This window comes from Nocardioides sp. WS12, assembly GCF_014108865.1.
GTDB lineage: Bacteria > Actinomycetota > Actinomycetes > Propionibacteriales > Nocardioidaceae > Nocardioides.
Genome location: NZ_CP053928.1, coordinates 1,472,662 through 1,487,856 on the forward strand (window position 1 = coordinate 1,472,662; position 15,195 = coordinate 1,487,856).

Sequence of the window (15,195 nt, forward strand, 5' to 3'; positions counted from 1 at the left end):
GAGTTTCCTCATGACCGCAACAGCCAACGAGACCGCGAGCAAGGTGCCCGTCTTCTCTCTCCCGCAGACAGAACTCCTCACCGTCAACGTGAGTGACATCCCGGTGCTCAAGGACTCCCTGGGGCCCGGCATTGACTTCCAGCCGCTGTTCCTCGATCCCGAGATCGGGGTGTGGTCGGTCATCGGAACATTCGCACCGGGCTCCGAACTGCCCATCCACCTGCACACCGGACCGGTGCACGGCTTCACCCTGAAGGGGGAGTGGATCTACAAGGAATACCCCGACCAGCCGCAGACCGCCGGCTCGTACCTCTATGAACCGGCTTCCTCGGTGCACACCTTCGCGGTGCCGAGAACCGCGACCGAGCCGACCGTGGTGCTCTTCATCATCTACGGAGCCAACGTCAGTTTCACCGAAGAGGGCCAGTTCCACTCGGTGCTGGATGCCGTCACGGTCATGAAGTTGACCGAGCAATGCGCGCAGGCTCAGGGCATCGCGCCGGTCAACTACCTGACCGGCGGCTCCGCGAAGTTCAGCGTCGACTGATCATGGGACCCTTGCACTGGGAAGAGCGAACCGTTCGAGCCAATGGCCAACGCATCCACCTGCAGATCGCAGGATCCTCGGGGCCTGTCGTGCTGATGTGCCACGGCTTCCCTGAGTCGTCGTACTCCTGGCGCCACCAGTTGGACGCGTTGTCGGCGGCCGGATATCGCGCGGTAGCCATGGACATGCGCGGCTACGGCCGTTCTTCCAAGCCGTCCGAACCCGCCGCCTATCGAATCACCGAGCTGGTTGCAGATTGCGTCGGAGTCATTGAGGCCCTGGAGGAATCCCAGGCAGTGATCGTCGGTCACGACTTCGGTGCACCGGTGGCCTGGACCGCCGCATGGACCCGGCCTGACGTGTTCCGCGCCGTCGTGGGCATGAGTGTGCCCTTTGGCGGCCGGGGGCTGGCCGCGCTGCCCGGCGACCCGTTCGGTGAACGCCGCCCGAGCGTCGCTCATCAGGCGATCGCGGGACCAGACGCGATGTTCTACCAGGACTACTTCGCGCTTCCCGGCGGAGTCGCCGAGCGCGAGTTCGAGCAGGACCTTCGCGCCTGGCTGACCAGTGCACTGTTCAGTCTGTCGGCCGACAGGCCGCTACCGCCAGAGTTGGTTGGGGTCGACCTGACGACCCTCCCGCCCGAGTTCCTCCTCGGATTCGTTCGCGGGTCCATGTGCGTCCCGCGCGGGCAGGGCTTTTCGGGGAACCTTGAGCACCCGGAGGTGCTCCCGGACTGGCTTGGCCAGGACGACCTCGACCACCTGGTGCAGGAACTGGAGCGCTCCGGGCTGACCGCTCCGCTGAACTGGTACGCCAACGCCGACCTGAGCTGGGAGGTTCTCGGCGAGTTCGACGGCAAGCCGCTCACCGTTCCGGCACTCTTCATCGGCGGCGACCGCGACGTGGCCACGATCTGGAGTCAGGAGGCGATCGCCAGGGCCAAGGAGCATGTGCATGACCTGCGCGGTTCGGTCATCGTGCCGAACTGCGGCCACTGGATTCAGCAAGAGCGCCCCGACGTGGTCAACAGAGAACTGTTGGCATTCCTGGCAGGTCTCTGAGCGCACGGCGACCTGCGGGCCAGTGGTGGTTCAGCGGCGGGAGCCGACGACCACGTCGTCCTCATCCACGGCGTGGCCGGCTCCGCACCGGACCTCGACCTGCACCGGCTCCCCGCAGTCCGCATGGGTGACCGTGGGTCCGCCACCTTGGGTGTGGGTGGCGCCCCACTGCAGCAGCGACAACACGACGGGAAGCAGGTCGTGGCCGGCGTCGGTCAGCGCGTACGCGTGCCTGGTCCGCTGGCCGGGTTCGCGGTACGGCTCCTTGGCCAGGATTCCGATGTCGACAAGTTGCCGCAACCGCTGCGCGGCCACTGCCTCAGTCACGCCGACCCGCTTGACGAGTGAGTCGAAACGAGAGGCTCCGTAGAAGATCTCGCGCAGCAGCAGGAGCGTGGTGCGGTTGCCGATCACTTGGAGTGTGCGGTCGATGGGACAGCGATCGCCCAGCGCGACGTCTCCGCGCTGTGCGAGCCGGCCGGTCAGACGAACAGTCATGACCACAGCCTAACTTGCCGAAACCATAGTCAGCCACCTAGAGTCTCTGGCTATGGCAATCCAGAGTCAGCGGATCGTGACCGCAGTACTGATCGGTGCGGCGTTCCTTGCCGGCGTCGACCTCTTCATCGTCAACGTCGCCTTCGACGAGATCGGCAGCGACTTCGCCGGCACGAACCTCTCCGAGCTGAGCTGGATCCTCAACGCCTACGCCGTCGTGTACGCCGCGCTGCTCGTCCCGATGGGCAGACTGGCGGATCGCGCGGGACAGAAGCGCGGGTTCGTGGCCGGAATGATCCTGTTCATCGCAGCCAGCCTGGCCTGTGGCTTCGCGCCGGGGATCTGGTGGCTGGTGGGCTTCCGCGTCCTGCAGGCAGTCGGAGCCGCGGCGATGACCCCGGCCAGTCTCGGCCTGCTGCTCGCTGCGGTGGCACCGGACAAGCGGGCATCGGCGGCACGGCTGTGGGCCATGACTGGCGCGGTTGCTGCGGCCCTCGGCCCGGCGCTCGGTGGGGGACTGGTGCAACTGTCGTGGCAGTGGGCGTTCTGGATCAACCTGCCGATCGGGCTGGTGCTGGTGTACGGCGCGCTCCGCTTCGTCCCGGACGTCCGACACAACGAGGGCACGCCGCTGCCCGACCTGGCGGGCGCCGCGGTGCTCGTGCTGGCCGTGGGTGGGCTTGTTCTCGGACTCGTCCAGGCGAGCGACTGGGGATGGACGTCGGCGCGCGTGCTGGGCGCCTTCGCGGTGTCCGTCGTCGCCACGGCGGTCTTTGCCCGGCGCACCGCGCGGCATCCGTCGCCGATCATCGCGCCGGCCCTGCTCGCCGTGCCCGCCTTCCGGTGGGCCAGCCTGGCCACGCTGGTCTTCAACACGGGCTTCGGTGCCGCCCTGCTCGGCGCGATCCTCTGGCTGCAACTCGCCTGGGAGTACGACGCATTGCAGACCGGCCTGGCGATTGCGCTCGGGCCACTCGCCGTGCCGATCACCTCGGTGCTCGCACACCGACAGTTCCCCCGTGCGCGACCCGGCCACATGATCGCGGCCGGCAGCCTCGTCTTCGCCGCGTCGGCGCTGTGGCAGGCGCTGGCGCTCAACCCGGAGCCGGCCTACTGGACAACCTTCTTGCCCGCCTGGGTGCTCGGCGGCATCGGTGTCGGTCTGGCCATGCCGAACCTCCTGGCAGCGGCGGCCGCGACCCTGCCGCCCGCACAGTCCTCCACGGGCGGCGGGATCGTGACGATGGCCCGTCAGGTCGGCCTGGTCCTCGGAGTCAGCATGCTGGTGACGATCGTTGGTGGCGCGGACCCCGAGGAGGCATTCAGATACGCATGGCTCGCTGTCGCCGGCTGCATGCTCCTCGCCGCCATCGCAGCGCTGCGCCTTTCGAGGGTGACTCCTGTGCCGTCCGCCGAACCGATTGCGGTGGCCGCCTGAGGCGACGCGGCGGCGTTGCGGTCCGAGGGGCGCGTCAGGTGAGGTAACTGCGGACCAAGCGCTGCAGGCCGTCGATGAATTGGGCCTCGTCAACGGCGGCGGCCTCAAGTGAGTCGCGTAGTCGGTTGGCTGTGGGCGCTTGCGGGAGGGCGCCGAAGTGTCGGCCGGACCGTGACATCCGGTACAGGCTGGTGCCCAGGGTGAAGTTGACGAGGCTGACCATTGCGTTGGCGGCGCGATCGTCGTCGATGCCGGCGTCGATCAAGGCGCCAAAGAGCTCCTCTCCGAGCAGCGTCGCGGTCGGCCCTTCGATGGGTCGCTGGGACATGACATGAGCGAGCGCGGGGTGTGCGAGATGCAGCCGGTGGAACGCAGTGAAGAACGTGACCAAGCCTGTTTCCAGGTCGTCAGGTACGTCCAGATCGATCAATGCGCGCAATGACTCGTCGGCGATCAGGTCGAGCAGTTCTTCCTTGTTCCGTACGTGGTGGTAGATCGCCATCGGGGTCACCTTGAGCCGACCGGCCAGTGCGCGCATGGACAGCTTGTCGACCCCGTCAGTGTCTGCGATCGCGAGTGCTGCATCGACGACTACTGCGACGTCGAGACCTGCCGAGTTCCGGGCGACCACGCGACCACCTTTCAAAAATTTGAATGAAGTATAAAAAAACTCTTGCAGACTCAAGGGGTCCGTCGTAGGGTGCGCCTATACAGCGTACAGGTACGGACCGGTTGATGAAGGAGTGCCATGGGCAACGAAACCCTCGACACATGGGGGCCGCTGGCAACCCCATTCCAGACGGCGGTGCCGGAGGATCCACGGCCCTGGCGGGACAATGCGTTCTTCTGCTTCTGGGACCCGGCGCACGAGTTGTACGGCGTGGCGCATGTTTCAGGTTCTCCGAATGCCGACTCCGGACGACGGGCACGAGTCACCGTCCAGGTCGGCCGGGAGCTGGTCGAGATCGTGGAGCCGCTGGAGCACGGCACCTGGCAGAGCGAGTCGATCTCGTTCGAGGCCGAGACCAGATTGACGGTCAATCATCCTGACCTGTCCGGAGTTCTCGCGGGGGTGCCGTTGCACGGGTTGGCGACGTTTGCCGGCGACGCCGAAGTGGCCACGCTCAGCCTGGACCCCGCCCAACCGGTCCAGCACCACCAGCGCAGTGCCTTGGTCACGGGCGAGCTGACGTTCAGGGGCCGCATCCTCGCAGTCGAGGGCGCCGGATACCGCGATCGCAGTTGGGGCTACCGCGACGAGTCCGCGACCATGCGTGAGTACGTCGGGCTCATGTGGGTCTTTCCTGACCTCTCGATCTCCGCTCTCAAATTGCTCGTGCCCGGTCGCGACCCCGTCACGGTTGGATTTGTCAGTGGTCCTGGCGGCGCTGAACGCGTGACCGGACTCGCGATCCACAGGGACGGGTCCGGGCATCTCTCTCGCGCCCAGGTGACGACAGCGTCCGGGCGCACCCTCGACGTGCAGTCAACGCGCCGGCCCGCAACGTTCTGGTGCCCCATGGGCCCCGACGACCAAGCCGGACCGACGCTCAGCGCCTACGACCAGTTCGACCACCTCGTTGCGGAGGGGACCGCAGGCATCGGCCTGACCGAGCAAGGCATCCTCCGCCAAATCGTCTGACCCACAACCACCAGGAGAAACCCGATGGCACTGATCAACTCCCTCGACCCGGGCAAGGTCGCCGATCAACTCGGCGCGTGGCTCATGAACACCTTGCCCGGTGTGAGCGACATCAGTTTCACTGACGTCTACATCCCGTCGAGCAATGGCATGTCCAGTGAGTCGGTCCTCATGGAAGCCGAGTGGACGGTTGACGGAGCGCGCGTCAAGCAGGGACTCGTCGCGCGCGTTGCGCCAACCAGCGGCGGCCTCTTCCCCGACTACGACCTGGAGCGGGAGGCCACGGTCATGAATGCCATCGCCACCGGCACCGCTGCCTCGGCCCCGAAGGTTGTCGCCGTCGACACGACTGGTGACGTCTTGGGCGCGCCGTTCCTTCTCATGGAGCGTGCTTACGGCGAGGTGCCGTCCGACGACCCGCCGTACACGGTGTCGGGGTGGGTCATGGACCTGGACGATGCACAACGTGCCACCCTCTACGACAATGCGCTGGCGGCTCTGGCGCAGATTGGCCAGGGTGACGTCAAGGCATTGGGCCTGGAGTTCCTGGTCGACCCCGCGTTGGGAGAGTCGCCCACCGACCGCCTTCTCGCCTATTGGCGGAACTTCTATTCCTGGGCAGGCAACGGTCGCACGAGTCCGACCATCGACGCTGCCTGGGAATGGCTTGAGGTGAATCGCCCCGCAGTCGAGAGCGCGCCCGCGGTCTGTTGGGGAGACGCTCGGCTGGGCAACCTCATGTTCGGACCCGAGCAAGAAGTAACCGGAGTCTTCGACTGGGAGCTCGCGCAAGTCGGGCCGCACGAGTTCGACCTCGGCTTCCTGCTCTTCACCACACGTACCTGGAGCCAGGGACTTGGCGTTCCTCTTCCTGGTGGGTTCCCCGACCCGGCGACCGCTGTTCGTCGGTATGAGGAGCTGAGCGGCCTCAAGGTCCAAAGCATCGATTGGTGGGAGGCATTCGCCGGCGTGCGATGCGCGATCCTCCTCCTGCGAGTCGGGAACCTGTTGATCGAGCTCGGTGCCCTTCCGCAGGACGCCGCGCTGCCCTTGGCAAATCCGGCTTCGGTTGCGCTGGCTCAAGTCCTGGGCCTACCGGCGCCCAGCCAGCAGGCTGCGTGGATCACCGGTAGTCGCTGACCAGACCCAGTCCTGAACGCGAGAACCTCCGAAGGGAGTCGGGCCTGGAAAGGCCGGGCTCCCTTCGGAGGTTTCGTTTGTTCAACCAGGCTCCCGGCTACCGAGGGTCTGGCCTGAGCGCCTCCCTCGTTGATGGACTGATCACGGCAATGTCGCCCGTGCGACCGTCGATGCGGATGATGTCGCCGGTCTTCAGCCGGGTGGTCGCGTCGGCGACGTTGATGACGCAGGGGACGCCAAGCTCACGTGCAAGGATCGCGCCGTGGCTGAGTGCACTGCCGACCTCGATCACAGCGCCGGCGGCGAGCATGAAGGTGGAGGCCCAACTGGGATCGGTGGTGCGGCAGACCAGGATCTCGCCAGGTTCGAGCTCGTCGATGACGGGATCGACCACGACTCGTGCGGGTCCTTCGACGACGCCGGTGCTCGCGGCGATCCCGCGGAGCGGATTGTTCGGGTCGGTGCTGCTCAGGGGAGTGTCACCAGCATTGGCCGTAGGGGTGCCGTACCACGTCGCCGGGATCGGTGTCCGCGTGTGCGCGTCGTGCGCTGCGCGTCGGTGAGCGACGATGGCAGCGAGGTCATCGGGCGGTCGAACAAGTTCCTCAATCGTGAGGAAGAGAACGTCGTCTTCGGCCGTCACCGCGCCGCGGCTGACCAGGTCGTGTGCGGCGACCTGTACGGCCATGCGGGCGGTGTCGGCCGCGAGGAGTACTCCCTTGCGGCCGGCCTCGCGCAACGGCATGAACCGCAGCCCGGCCCGGAGGAGCAGCTTCGCCAACGGTACGCGAGGCCCGCTCACGGCCGCGAGAAGTTCGTTCGTCGCGCGCTGCCGCTCCGTTCGAACCTGTCCGCCACGGTCTTCTGGCGTCGATTCAGCAAACGAAGCGATCAGACGATGCACCGGGGCCGGGTCGACGCGCCACGATGGGATGGCAATCTCGGCGGCACCCTGGCCGTGGTACCCGTGTTCGCCGAGGAAGGTCTGGAGTTCGATCTTGCCGGCGGCGAGTGCTTGGAGGTCGTTCAGCATGGCGCGTTCCTCCAGGTCGTCGAATCCGGTCAGCAGCGAAAGTTCAAGGCCCTCGAGTTCGTGGATGCGGCAGAGATGGGCGAGCTGGTCATGGCAACCTTGCGCAAGCATGGTTCCGACGCCGTGCCAGTGGAAGTTGTGGGTCAACGCATCACGCGATGCGAGCAACACGTCGGCGGCACCAGCGAGATCCCGCGGTGGCGTGGACAGGGTCGATCTCCACAGGGTGGTGCTGGCGTCCCGCGCGGCGTGGACCTCACGGACGACGCGTGCCGCCGCTATGGGCATGCGAAGGGCGACATGCGGATAGCGACGTCGAGAGCGCAGGGATGGAATGTCCTCGCGGGCCGAGCCGAACATCTGTTGCTCGAGCGCGTCGCCGGAAGTGCCGGGAATCTTGTCGGCGGTCGCCCGCCACGTGTCGAGGTTGATCGCGACTCGGCCGCTGAACACATCCAGAAACCGGCGATCCGGGCGGGTGGGAACACCGAGTTCGCTGGCGTGGAGGACACCAACCTCATGAAACGAGCGGCGCAGCCCGACTTCGAGCGCTGAATCGAACAGGCTCCACGTCATGGGGGTCACGACGCCCGGCAATGCCTCGCTCGCGTTGACTGTCGTCCAGAAGGGAGCAGGCATGGTCATCGCGCCTCCGGCGAAGGCAGCAGACGGCTCCGGTAGTCGCGTTCGAGCATCCCGTAGGCGACGTCGCCGTCCGGCCATTCGAGGCGGATCATGCTCTCGGTCAAGACGAGCGGGTCGGGGTGAAATGCTGCGAGGCCGTTGATGTTGATGTTGGGTTCGATGAGCGACACGGTCAGGCCGTGCAGCACCTCGCCGGTCAGCACGAGATCGTCACCGACATGGACAGTGATCCCGCGCGGTGAATGCGTGACCGGGTCCTGGAGGCCGATCATGGAGCCTGTGGCGAACAGTTGATAGCCATCGCTCTCGGAGTAGGTGGCGAAGGTCCGGTGGTCCACCGATCCGTCTTGCCTCCAGTTGACCAGTCCGTGCGCGACGCGACCCGTCGTCGGCGAGACGACATTGAAGAAGTGATCGCCGCCGAGCGAGGTGAAGTCTCGCGGGCCGTGCGAGTGATCGCGGAAACCGACCCCGTCCAGGCGCCAGGAACGCTCGCCGACACGCAGTTCGCCCGTCGTGCGGAACGCTTGCTCGTGGTGCATGTGCGCCCAGCTGAGGTCGGTGATCCCCAACGCACGGTCCATGTCCCACACCGGAGAGATCGCATTCAGTTCGACGTCGAACGCAAACGGCAGACATGGACCAGCCCCGACCGGCCCCTGTGCCGTGCGCTCGGTCGTGGTCGCTTCGCCTGCGCCATCGAAACTCAGCGTCCATCGCGTCAGCGGCTCCTCGCAGCGGACTGTCAGGTTCCCCGTTGATGGACCCCGTCGATCCACCGGGCGGCCCCATGACATGTCCATCAACAAGGCGCCGTCAGGGAGTAGTGCGGCGGTTTGTGCCCACCACAGGTCGGGATCTTCGGGGCAGCGGCCGGTGTGGATCCAGACCCCTACGCCAGCGTCCGGATTCCACACGCTGAAGTACATCGTCTCGCTCCACCCAGCAACGCCTTCTGGCGGCGCGTGCAGTAGATCGTGCTCTCCGTCCACATCGAACGGATTGACCTGCGCCACGTCGACCACACTCCTCGTCGGTGACGGCGGGGGATGTCCTCGCCGATCCATAACTCTGTACAACCGTTACTCTATACGAGCGCTACCATGAAGTCATGCCCCGTCGTGGTCCGAGTCGTACGTTCAACGCTGACCTGTTCCTCGACGCCGCGCTCGAGATCGCCGACGTCGACGGAACCGGCGCGATCAACATCCGGGCGCTCACCGCGGCCATCAATGTCAGCCCGATGACGATCTACACCTATTTCGAGAACAAGGAGGGCCTCCTCGACGCGATGGTCCAGCGTGCTCTGGATGGCGTCGCACACACGCCCGATCCCGCCGTTCCGTGGCAGGAGCAAATGGCCGCCGCGATGCGCTCGATGCACGCCGCCTTTATCGCGCACCCCAGCCTCGCTGAACTTCTCCTGCGCCGCCCGACTTCAGACCCGATGCTCGACCCGATCCGCGAATCCATGTTCGCGACGCTTCTCGATGCCGGGTTCGACGAGACTTCGACCGTCCAGGCCATCGGACTGCTCACCGACCATCTCGTCGGCGCCGCCATCCGTGAACACCGTCGACATGCTGACACCGACGAACGAGCCCGCCTGGATCGACTCCCGCCCGACATCTATCCCCGGCTACGTCAGGTCGCGCGCCAATACGGCATCTCTCAACACGACTGGATCGCTGGTTACGAAAACGACCTGAGCTTCCTGATCAACGCGATCGAACGCCTGAAGGGGTCAGCCAGCGGTGATCAGGTTCTCCTTTCCTAGGTACGACGTGAGGTCAGGGGAGCGGCCAGTCCGGCAGTCACAGCGGCGCGACGCTGTGGCGACGAGGCGTGAAGGTGTCCATCAATCGATGCCGCGGTAGCACCGCGAGCAGGTCGGCGAGCCAGTCGCGGGTCTTGCTCGGCCGGATCACGGCGTCGTACCCGAAGCCCTCGGCGCCGCGCACCGCGCCGAGCTGTCCGCGGTACTGCTCGATCAATTCCGTACGACGACCGGCTGGATCCGGCGCAGCGGCAAGATCGCGCTGGAAGACGAGCTCGACCGCCGTTTCGACGGCCATGACGGCGGTTTCGGCGTGGGGCCAGGCGACCACCAGTTCGGGGTGGAAGGTGCGGCCGCCGGACATCATCACGTATCCACCGCCGTACCCCTTGCGGACGACGACAGTGAAGGTCGGCACGGTGGCGGCCCCCAGTTCCAGGGACAACCGGGCGCTTGAGCGGGCCAGGCCGGACTGCTCCGCTTCGGCACCCACGGCCATGCCGGGCAGGTCCATCAGGACGAGGATCGGCAGGCCGAACGCATCGCACAGCGATACCAGGCGGGCCGCCTTGTCGGCGGCCGCGGCGTCGAGCATGCCTGCCTTGGAGAGTGGCTGATTGGCGATGATGCCGATCGGGCGGCCCTCGATGCGAGCGAGGGCGGTGAGCAGGTTCGGCGCGAAGGCCGACTTGAGCGCCACCACGCTGTCGTCGTCGACGATGCCGGCGACCACCTCGGACATGTCGTAGCCGACGCGCAGGTTCGCCGGCACGGCATCGTCGAGCGACCGCGCGGCGTCGGCCCGGGGGAGCGCCGGGACCTCTCGGGGGAGTTCGGCCTCGGCGTTCGAGGGGAGCAGGTCGAGGTACCAGCGCAGGGCCTCGAGCGCCTCCTCCTCGGTGTCGACGGCCGCGTCGATCGTGCCGTACGACGCCTGGGCATCCGGCCCGTTGAGGACGTCCGCATCGGTCGTCTCGCCCGTGGCCGCGCGCACCAGTGCAGGCGGTGCCATGCCCAGGGACGCGATGCCGCGGACCGCGACGACGTAGTCGCACAACGATGCGGCAATCGTGGGTTGGCCGTAGCCCGGCCCGAGGATCGCCGCGACCATCGGCACCCACCCGCTGAGCCGGGTCTGGGCCTGCTGGATGTCGAAGCCACCGGCGAAGTCGCGGGCGTCGAGGCCTTCATGGATCCGGTGCCCGCCGCCGTCGAACAGCATCACCAGCGGGTGCCCGCGGGTCGCCGCGATCTCCATCGCCCGGCGCTGCTTCTCGTTGCCGATCAGGCCGTTGCTGCCACCGGCCGACATGAAGTCGGTCGCGACCACGACGACCGGCCGTTCGTCGATGCGGGCCGTACCGATGATGATGCCGTCGGCGAGGATCGGCTGCCCGTCGGGACCGGGCTCGTCGGGGCGCGCGAGCGCGCCGATCTCCCGGAAGCTCCCGTCGTCGACGAGCAGTGCGATCCGTTCGCGCGCTGTCCGCTTGCCCCGCCCGTGTTGACGTCGTACGGCGTCCGGTCGGGCCGAGTCGTAAAGGGCTGCCGTGGCGAGTTCGTGCGGCAACACGGTCAGCTCTTGCTGATCCGCTCGTTGTACGCCGCCCGGCCGGACTGGTCGATGTCGAGGAACGTGTTGTAGGCGCCGAGTCGCCGGTTGAGGAAGTCGCGCATCCGGCGTCCGGTCAGGGCCTGGGTGAAGGTGATCTGGCGCAGGGACTTCGGCAGGTAGACGTCGAGGTGCTTCTTCTCGATCGCCTCGGCAATGCCCTTCGCGACGTCCTCGGGCTCGACGTTCTTGAGGAACTTCGTGCCCTTCGTGCCGGCGACCAGATCGGTGTTGGTGAAGGACGGCATCACGCAGGTGAAGTCGATGCCCCGGGCGCCGAACTCGAGACGGGCGCCCTCGGTGAGGGCGATGATGCCGGCCTTGTGGGAGCAGTAGTAGAGCCCACCGGGCACCGCCGCCTTGCCGGCGACCGACGCGACGTTGACGATGTGGCCGGAGCCGTTCGCGATCATGTCGGGCAGGGCGGCGCGCATGCCCAAGGTGGGGCCGAGCAGGTTGATCTCCATGGCGCGGCGGACGGTCGGCTCTGCGATGTCGAGGAAGTGCCCGATCGGCATGACGCCGGCGTTGTTGATGAGCACGTCGAGGCCGCCCATCGCCTGCTTGGCATCGGCGAGGAAGCTCGCGAAGGACTCGCTGTCGGTGACGTCGATGTGGTGCGCGGTCACGTCGGCACCGATGGAGGTTGCGGCGTCCTTGGCTGAGTCGGCGTCGATGTCGCCGATCGCGACGAGTGCACCGCGGCGGTGCAACTCCTCTGCGGTCGCGCGTCCGATGCCACGGCCCGCGCCGGTGATCGCGATCCGCTTCCCGCTCAGGGTGCGGATTCCGGTCGATGAGCTCATGTCGCCTCCAAGGTTTTTAATAGAGAATCAGAAAAGTGACGACCTGGCAAGGTGCCCTCTGGACGTCGAGCATAACTCAGGTTACGGTACTTTGTGACACCCCACACAACCCGCAGATTCTTGGGACCGCGGTGCGAGTGGAGGTTGGAATCTCATCTCTGATCGAATTTGGAAGGTGCCCGATGTATCCAGGAGTCCACGCCGCGACCAACCCCGACCACCCGGCCGTCGTGATGACCGGCTCGGGTCGGACGCTGACCTACGGCCAGCTCGATGACCGGTCAGCTGCCCTCGCCAGCGCGCTGAACGGCCTCGGTCTGCGCAAGGGCGACGTCGTCGCCATGCTCACCGACAACGCCGCGGAATGCTTCGAGATCTACTGGGCGTGCATGCGCTCGGGTCTCTACATCACGCCCGTCAATCGCAACCTGTCCGCGGACGAGGTCGCCTACATCGTCAAGGACAGCGGCGCCTCTGCGCTGATCGTGGCGGCCGCCGTGCCGATCGCCGGACGGGTTCGCGAGTTGGCCCCCGATGTTGCCCACGCCTTCGCCTTCGGTGGCGAGGTTGCCGGTTACGCGTCGTACGACGACCTGATCGCGAACGCGGGCGAGCGGCTCGCTGACCAGCCCCGCGGCTCGGACATGATGTATTCGTCGGGCACCACCGGACGCCCGAAAGGCGTCAAGCAGGCAATGCTCCCGATCCAGATCGACCAGCCCGGGGACCCGATCACCGGCCTGCTGGGCGGCCCGTTCAAGGTCGGCCCGGCCGACGTCTACCTGCAGCCGGCGCCGGTCTATCACGCCGCGCCTCTCAAGTGGAGTGGCGCGGTGCACGCCCTCGGCGGCACCGTCGTGATGATGGAGAAGTTCGACGCCGAGGGCGCCCTCGCCGCCATCGAGAAGTACGGCGTCACCTGCGCCCAGTTCGTCCCGACCATGTTCGTCCGGATGCTCCAGCTCCCCGAGGAGACGCGGGCGAAGTACGCGCACGGCACGCTGCGCCTGGCCGTCCATGCCGCCGCTCCGTGTCCGCCGGACGTGAAGCAGGCGATGATCGACTGGTGGGGCCCGGTGGTCTTCGAGTACTACGGCTCCACCGAGCAGAACGGCATCACCTTCATCTCCTCGCCCGAGTGGCTCACCAAGCGCGGCTCGGTCGGCAAGGCGATGATCGGCATCACCCACATCTGCGATGACGAAGGCGTGGAGCTCGCTGCCGGCGAGGTCGGCACGGTCTACTTCGAGCGCGACATCAGGCCCTTCGAGTACCACAACGACCCGGACAAGACCGACGAGGCGACGCACCCGCAGCACGGCACATGGACCGCCGTTGGCGACCTGGGCTATCTCGACGAGGACGGATACCTGTTCCTCACCGACCGCAAGGCGTTCACGATCATCTCGGGCGGAGTGAACATCTACCCCGCCGAGGTCGAGGCCGTGCTCACGCTGCACCCGGACATCTACGACGTGGCCGTGATCGGCGTGCCCGACGAGGAGATGGGCCAGTCGGTCAAGGCGGTCGTTCAGCTCAAGGACCCGTCCGCGGCCAGCGACGAGCTGGCCCAGTCGATCATCGACTACACCCGCGAACGGATCGCCCGCTTCAAGGCGCCGCGTTCCGTTGACTTCATTGCCGAGATCCCTCGGCTCCCCACCGGCAAGCTCGTCAAGCGCGAGCTCGAGAAGCTCTACGTCCCCACTGGAGTCTGACCATGACGCTTGCACAGGGCACCGACAACAACGCCCGCACCTTCCACCCGAACAGCATCTCGGAACTGGCCTTCTGGTCCGGCACGGCCGAGGAACGCGAGATCACCTTCCAGAAGCTTCGCGCCGAGGCTCCGATCAGCTGGCACCCGCCCATCGAGGGCGCTCTCATCCCCTCGGAGAACCCGGGTGTCTGGGTGGTGACCAGCCACGCGCTGATCCAGGAGGTCAGCAAGAACACCCAGCTGTTCTGCTCGGGCCAGGGCTTCCAGATGGAGGAGGTCCCCGAGGACGTCAACGAGGCCGCCGGCAGCTTCCTCGGCATGGACGCGCCGCGGCACCCCGTCCTGCGTCGCCTGGTCAGCTCGGCCTTCACCCCCAAGCGGGTCAAGGCCATCGAGGATCAGATCAAGCGCCAGGCCCACGACATCGTCACGAACCTGCTCGAGCACCCCGAGGGTGACTTCGTCGAGATGGTCTCCAAGCGGCTGCCGATGTGGACGATCTACGAGATGGTCGGCCTCACCGACATCGACAAGCGGCTCGAGGCCGCCCACCACGCCGACGGCATGGTCTCCTGGGCTGACGAAGAAGTGGCCGCTGGCCGGGAGCCCGGCGAGGTGCTCAACGAGTCCCTCGTCGGCCTGTTGATGATGGGCATGGAGCTCGCCGAGGAGCGCCGCAACAATCCGCAGGACGACCTGATGACGGGCCTGGTCAACGCCGAGGTCGAGGGCCAGAAGCTCACCGACGACGAGATCGGCGCGTTCTTCGTGCTGCTCTCCGTCGCGGGCAACGACACCACGCGCAACTCGATCAGCCTCACCATGCGGGCGCTGAACCAGTTCCCCGAGCAGAAGGCGCTCCTCCTGGAGGACTACGAAGGCCGCATTGGTACGGCGATCGAGGAGTTCGTCCGCTGGGTGACGCCGGTGATGACCTTCCGTCGTACGGCGACCGAGGACACCGTTCTCGGTGGCCAGCAGATCAAGGCGGGGGACTGGATCGCGATGATCTACTCCTCCGGCAACCGGGACGAGTCGGTGTTCGAGAACGCCGACCAGTTCGACATCCTGCGCGACCCGAACCCGCACGTCGGCTTCGGGGGCGGCGGCCCGCACTTCTGCATGGGCAACTTTGTGGCCAAGATCCAGCTGCGCGAGATCTTCGACAACCTGCTTCGTCGTGCGCCCAACCTGGAACTCGGCGAGCCCGAGTACCTCACCGGCAACTTCGTGCGGGCCGTCAAGCGGATGCCCTACACCCTCCGATGACACT

Annotated in this window: 14 protein-coding genes; 8 read left to right on the forward strand and 6 right to left on the reverse strand. The window is 66.6% G+C overall.

Going from position 1 to position 15,195, the window contains the following annotated elements; all coding sequences use genetic code 11:
• Window positions 1–10: 10 nt before the first annotated feature.
• Window positions 11–547 carry a 2,4'-dihydroxyacetophenone dioxygenase family protein gene (locus HRC28_RS06895; RefSeq protein WP_182379397.1) on the forward strand — a complete coding sequence of 179 codons (537 nt, stop codon included), beginning with the start codon at window positions 11–13 and terminating at the stop codon, window positions 545–547.
• A gap of 95 nt (window positions 548–642) precedes the next feature.
• Window positions 643–1,611, forward strand: coding sequence for an alpha/beta hydrolase (locus HRC28_RS06900; RefSeq protein WP_272902679.1), 969 nt, complete (start codon window positions 643–645; stop codon window positions 1,609–1,611).
• A 30-nt stretch (window positions 1,612–1,641) separates the two neighbouring features.
• Here HRC28_RS06900 and HRC28_RS06905 read toward each other — a convergent pair whose 3' ends face one another.
• Window positions 1,642–2,109 carry a helix-turn-helix domain-containing protein gene (locus HRC28_RS06905; protein ID WP_182379398.1) on the reverse strand — a complete coding sequence of 156 codons (468 nt, stop codon included), beginning with the start codon at window positions 2,107–2,109 and terminating at the stop codon, window positions 1,642–1,644.
• Between the two features lie 52 nt (window positions 2,110–2,161).
• Between HRC28_RS06905 and HRC28_RS06910 the strand changes: the two genes are divergently transcribed.
• Window positions 2,162–3,547, forward strand: coding sequence for an MFS transporter (locus HRC28_RS06910; RefSeq protein ID WP_182379399.1), 1,386 nt, complete (start codon window positions 2,162–2,164; stop codon window positions 3,545–3,547).
• A gap of 34 nt (window positions 3,548–3,581) precedes the next feature.
• On the opposite strand, the gene HRC28_RS06915 is transcribed toward HRC28_RS06910, so the two are convergent.
• Entirely contained in the window at window positions 3,582–4,232 is a 651-nt protein-coding gene (locus HRC28_RS06915; protein ID WP_182379400.1) for a TetR family transcriptional regulator, read from the reverse strand.
• 63 nt (window positions 4,233–4,295) lie between these two features.
• On the opposite strand from HRC28_RS06915, the gene HRC28_RS06920 reads away from it, so the two are divergent.
• Together HRC28_RS06920 and HRC28_RS06925 are read left to right on the forward strand one after the other, a co-directional pair.
• Window positions 4,296–5,189, forward strand: coding sequence for a hypothetical protein (locus HRC28_RS06920; protein WP_182379401.1), 894 nt, complete (start codon window positions 4,296–4,298; stop codon window positions 5,187–5,189).
• 24 nt (window positions 5,190–5,213) lie between these two features.
• Complete coding sequence (locus HRC28_RS06925; protein ID WP_182379402.1) at window positions 5,214–6,329, forward strand: phosphotransferase family protein; 1,116 nt, start codon at window positions 5,214–5,216, stop codon at window positions 6,327–6,329.
• 97 nt (window positions 6,330–6,426) lie between these two features.
• Here HRC28_RS06925 and HRC28_RS06930 read toward each other — a convergent pair whose 3' ends face one another.
• The gene (locus tag HRC28_RS06930) at window positions 6,427–8,007 is read right to left on the reverse strand and encodes a PEP-utilizing enzyme (protein ID WP_182379403.1); all 1,581 of its coding nucleotides are present in this window, start codon (window positions 8,005–8,007) and stop codon (window positions 6,427–6,429) included.
• The gene (locus tag HRC28_RS06935) at window positions 8,004–9,023 is read right to left on the reverse strand and encodes a hypothetical protein (protein WP_202033251.1); all 1,020 of its coding nucleotides are present in this window, start codon (window positions 9,021–9,023) and stop codon (window positions 8,004–8,006) included. Before HRC28_RS06935 ends, HRC28_RS06930 begins: the two co-directional genes overlap by 4 nt.
• 95 nt (window positions 9,024–9,118) lie before the next feature.
• Here HRC28_RS06935 and HRC28_RS06940 point away from each other — a divergent pair, with 95 nt between their 5' ends.
• Entirely contained in the window at window positions 9,119–9,784 is a 666-nt protein-coding gene (locus HRC28_RS06940) for a TetR/AcrR family transcriptional regulator (protein ID WP_182379405.1), read from the forward strand.
• Between the two features lie 37 nt (window positions 9,785–9,821).
• On the opposite strand, the gene HRC28_RS06945 is transcribed toward HRC28_RS06940, so the two are convergent.
• Both HRC28_RS06945 and HRC28_RS06950 read right to left on the reverse strand, forming a co-directional pair.
• The gene (locus tag HRC28_RS06945) at window positions 9,822–11,357 is read right to left on the reverse strand and encodes a carboxyl transferase domain-containing protein (protein ID WP_182379406.1); all 1,536 of its coding nucleotides are present in this window, start codon (window positions 11,355–11,357) and stop codon (window positions 9,822–9,824) included.
• A gap of 2 nt (window positions 11,358–11,359) precedes the next feature.
• Complete coding sequence (locus HRC28_RS06950; protein ID WP_182379407.1) at window positions 11,360–12,202, reverse strand: SDR family oxidoreductase; 843 nt, start codon at window positions 12,200–12,202, stop codon at window positions 11,360–11,362.
• A gap of 182 nt (window positions 12,203–12,384) precedes the next feature.
• Between HRC28_RS06950 and HRC28_RS06955 the strand changes: the two genes are divergently transcribed.
• Window positions 12,385–13,920 (forward strand): acyl-CoA synthetase, encoded by a 1,536-nt coding sequence (locus HRC28_RS06955; RefSeq protein WP_182379408.1) that lies wholly within the window; start codon window positions 12,385–12,387, stop codon window positions 13,918–13,920.
• A gap of 2 nt (window positions 13,921–13,922) precedes the next feature.
• On the forward strand, window positions 13,923–15,191 hold the full coding sequence (locus HRC28_RS06960; protein ID WP_182379409.1) for a cytochrome P450: 1,269 nt from the start codon (window positions 13,923–13,925) through the stop codon (window positions 15,189–15,191).
• Window positions 15,192–15,195 lie beyond the last annotated feature (4 nt).

What these genes read in the sequence shown, in the direction of transcription:
- HRC28_RS06895 (WP_182379397.1), top strand. Translation starts at nt 11, where the DNA reads ATGACCGCAACAGCCAACGAGACCGCGAGCAAGGTGCCCGTCTTCTCT.
- HRC28_RS06900 (WP_272902679.1), top strand. Translation starts at nt 643, where the DNA reads ATGTGCCACGGCTTCCCTGAGTCGTCGTACTCCTGGCGCCACCAGTTG.
- HRC28_RS06905 (WP_182379398.1), bottom strand. Translation starts at nt 2,109, where the DNA reads ATGACTGTTCGTCTGACCGGCCGGCTCGCACAGCGCGGAGACGTCGCG.
- HRC28_RS06910 (WP_182379399.1), top strand. Translation starts at nt 2,162, where the DNA reads ATGGCAATCCAGAGTCAGCGGATCGTGACCGCAGTACTGATCGGTGCG.
- HRC28_RS06920 (WP_182379401.1), top strand. Translation starts at nt 4,296, where the DNA reads ATGGGCAACGAAACCCTCGACACATGGGGGCCGCTGGCAACCCCATTC.
- HRC28_RS06925 (WP_182379402.1), top strand. Translation starts at nt 5,214, where the DNA reads ATGGCACTGATCAACTCCCTCGACCCGGGCAAGGTCGCCGATCAACTC.
- HRC28_RS06930 (WP_182379403.1), bottom strand. Translation starts at nt 8,007, where the DNA reads ATGACCATGCCTGCTCCCTTCTGGACGACAGTCAACGCGAGCGAGGCA.
- HRC28_RS06940 (WP_182379405.1), top strand. Translation starts at nt 9,119, where the DNA reads ATGCCCCGTCGTGGTCCGAGTCGTACGTTCAACGCTGACCTGTTCCTC.
- HRC28_RS06950 (WP_182379407.1), bottom strand. Translation starts at nt 12,202, where the DNA reads ATGAGCTCATCGACCGGAATCCGCACCCTGAGCGGGAAGCGGATCGCG.
- HRC28_RS06955 (WP_182379408.1), top strand. Translation starts at nt 12,385, where the DNA reads ATGTATCCAGGAGTCCACGCCGCGACCAACCCCGACCACCCGGCCGTC.
- HRC28_RS06960 (WP_182379409.1), top strand. Translation starts at nt 13,923, where the DNA reads ATGACGCTTGCACAGGGCACCGACAACAACGCCCGCACCTTCCACCCG.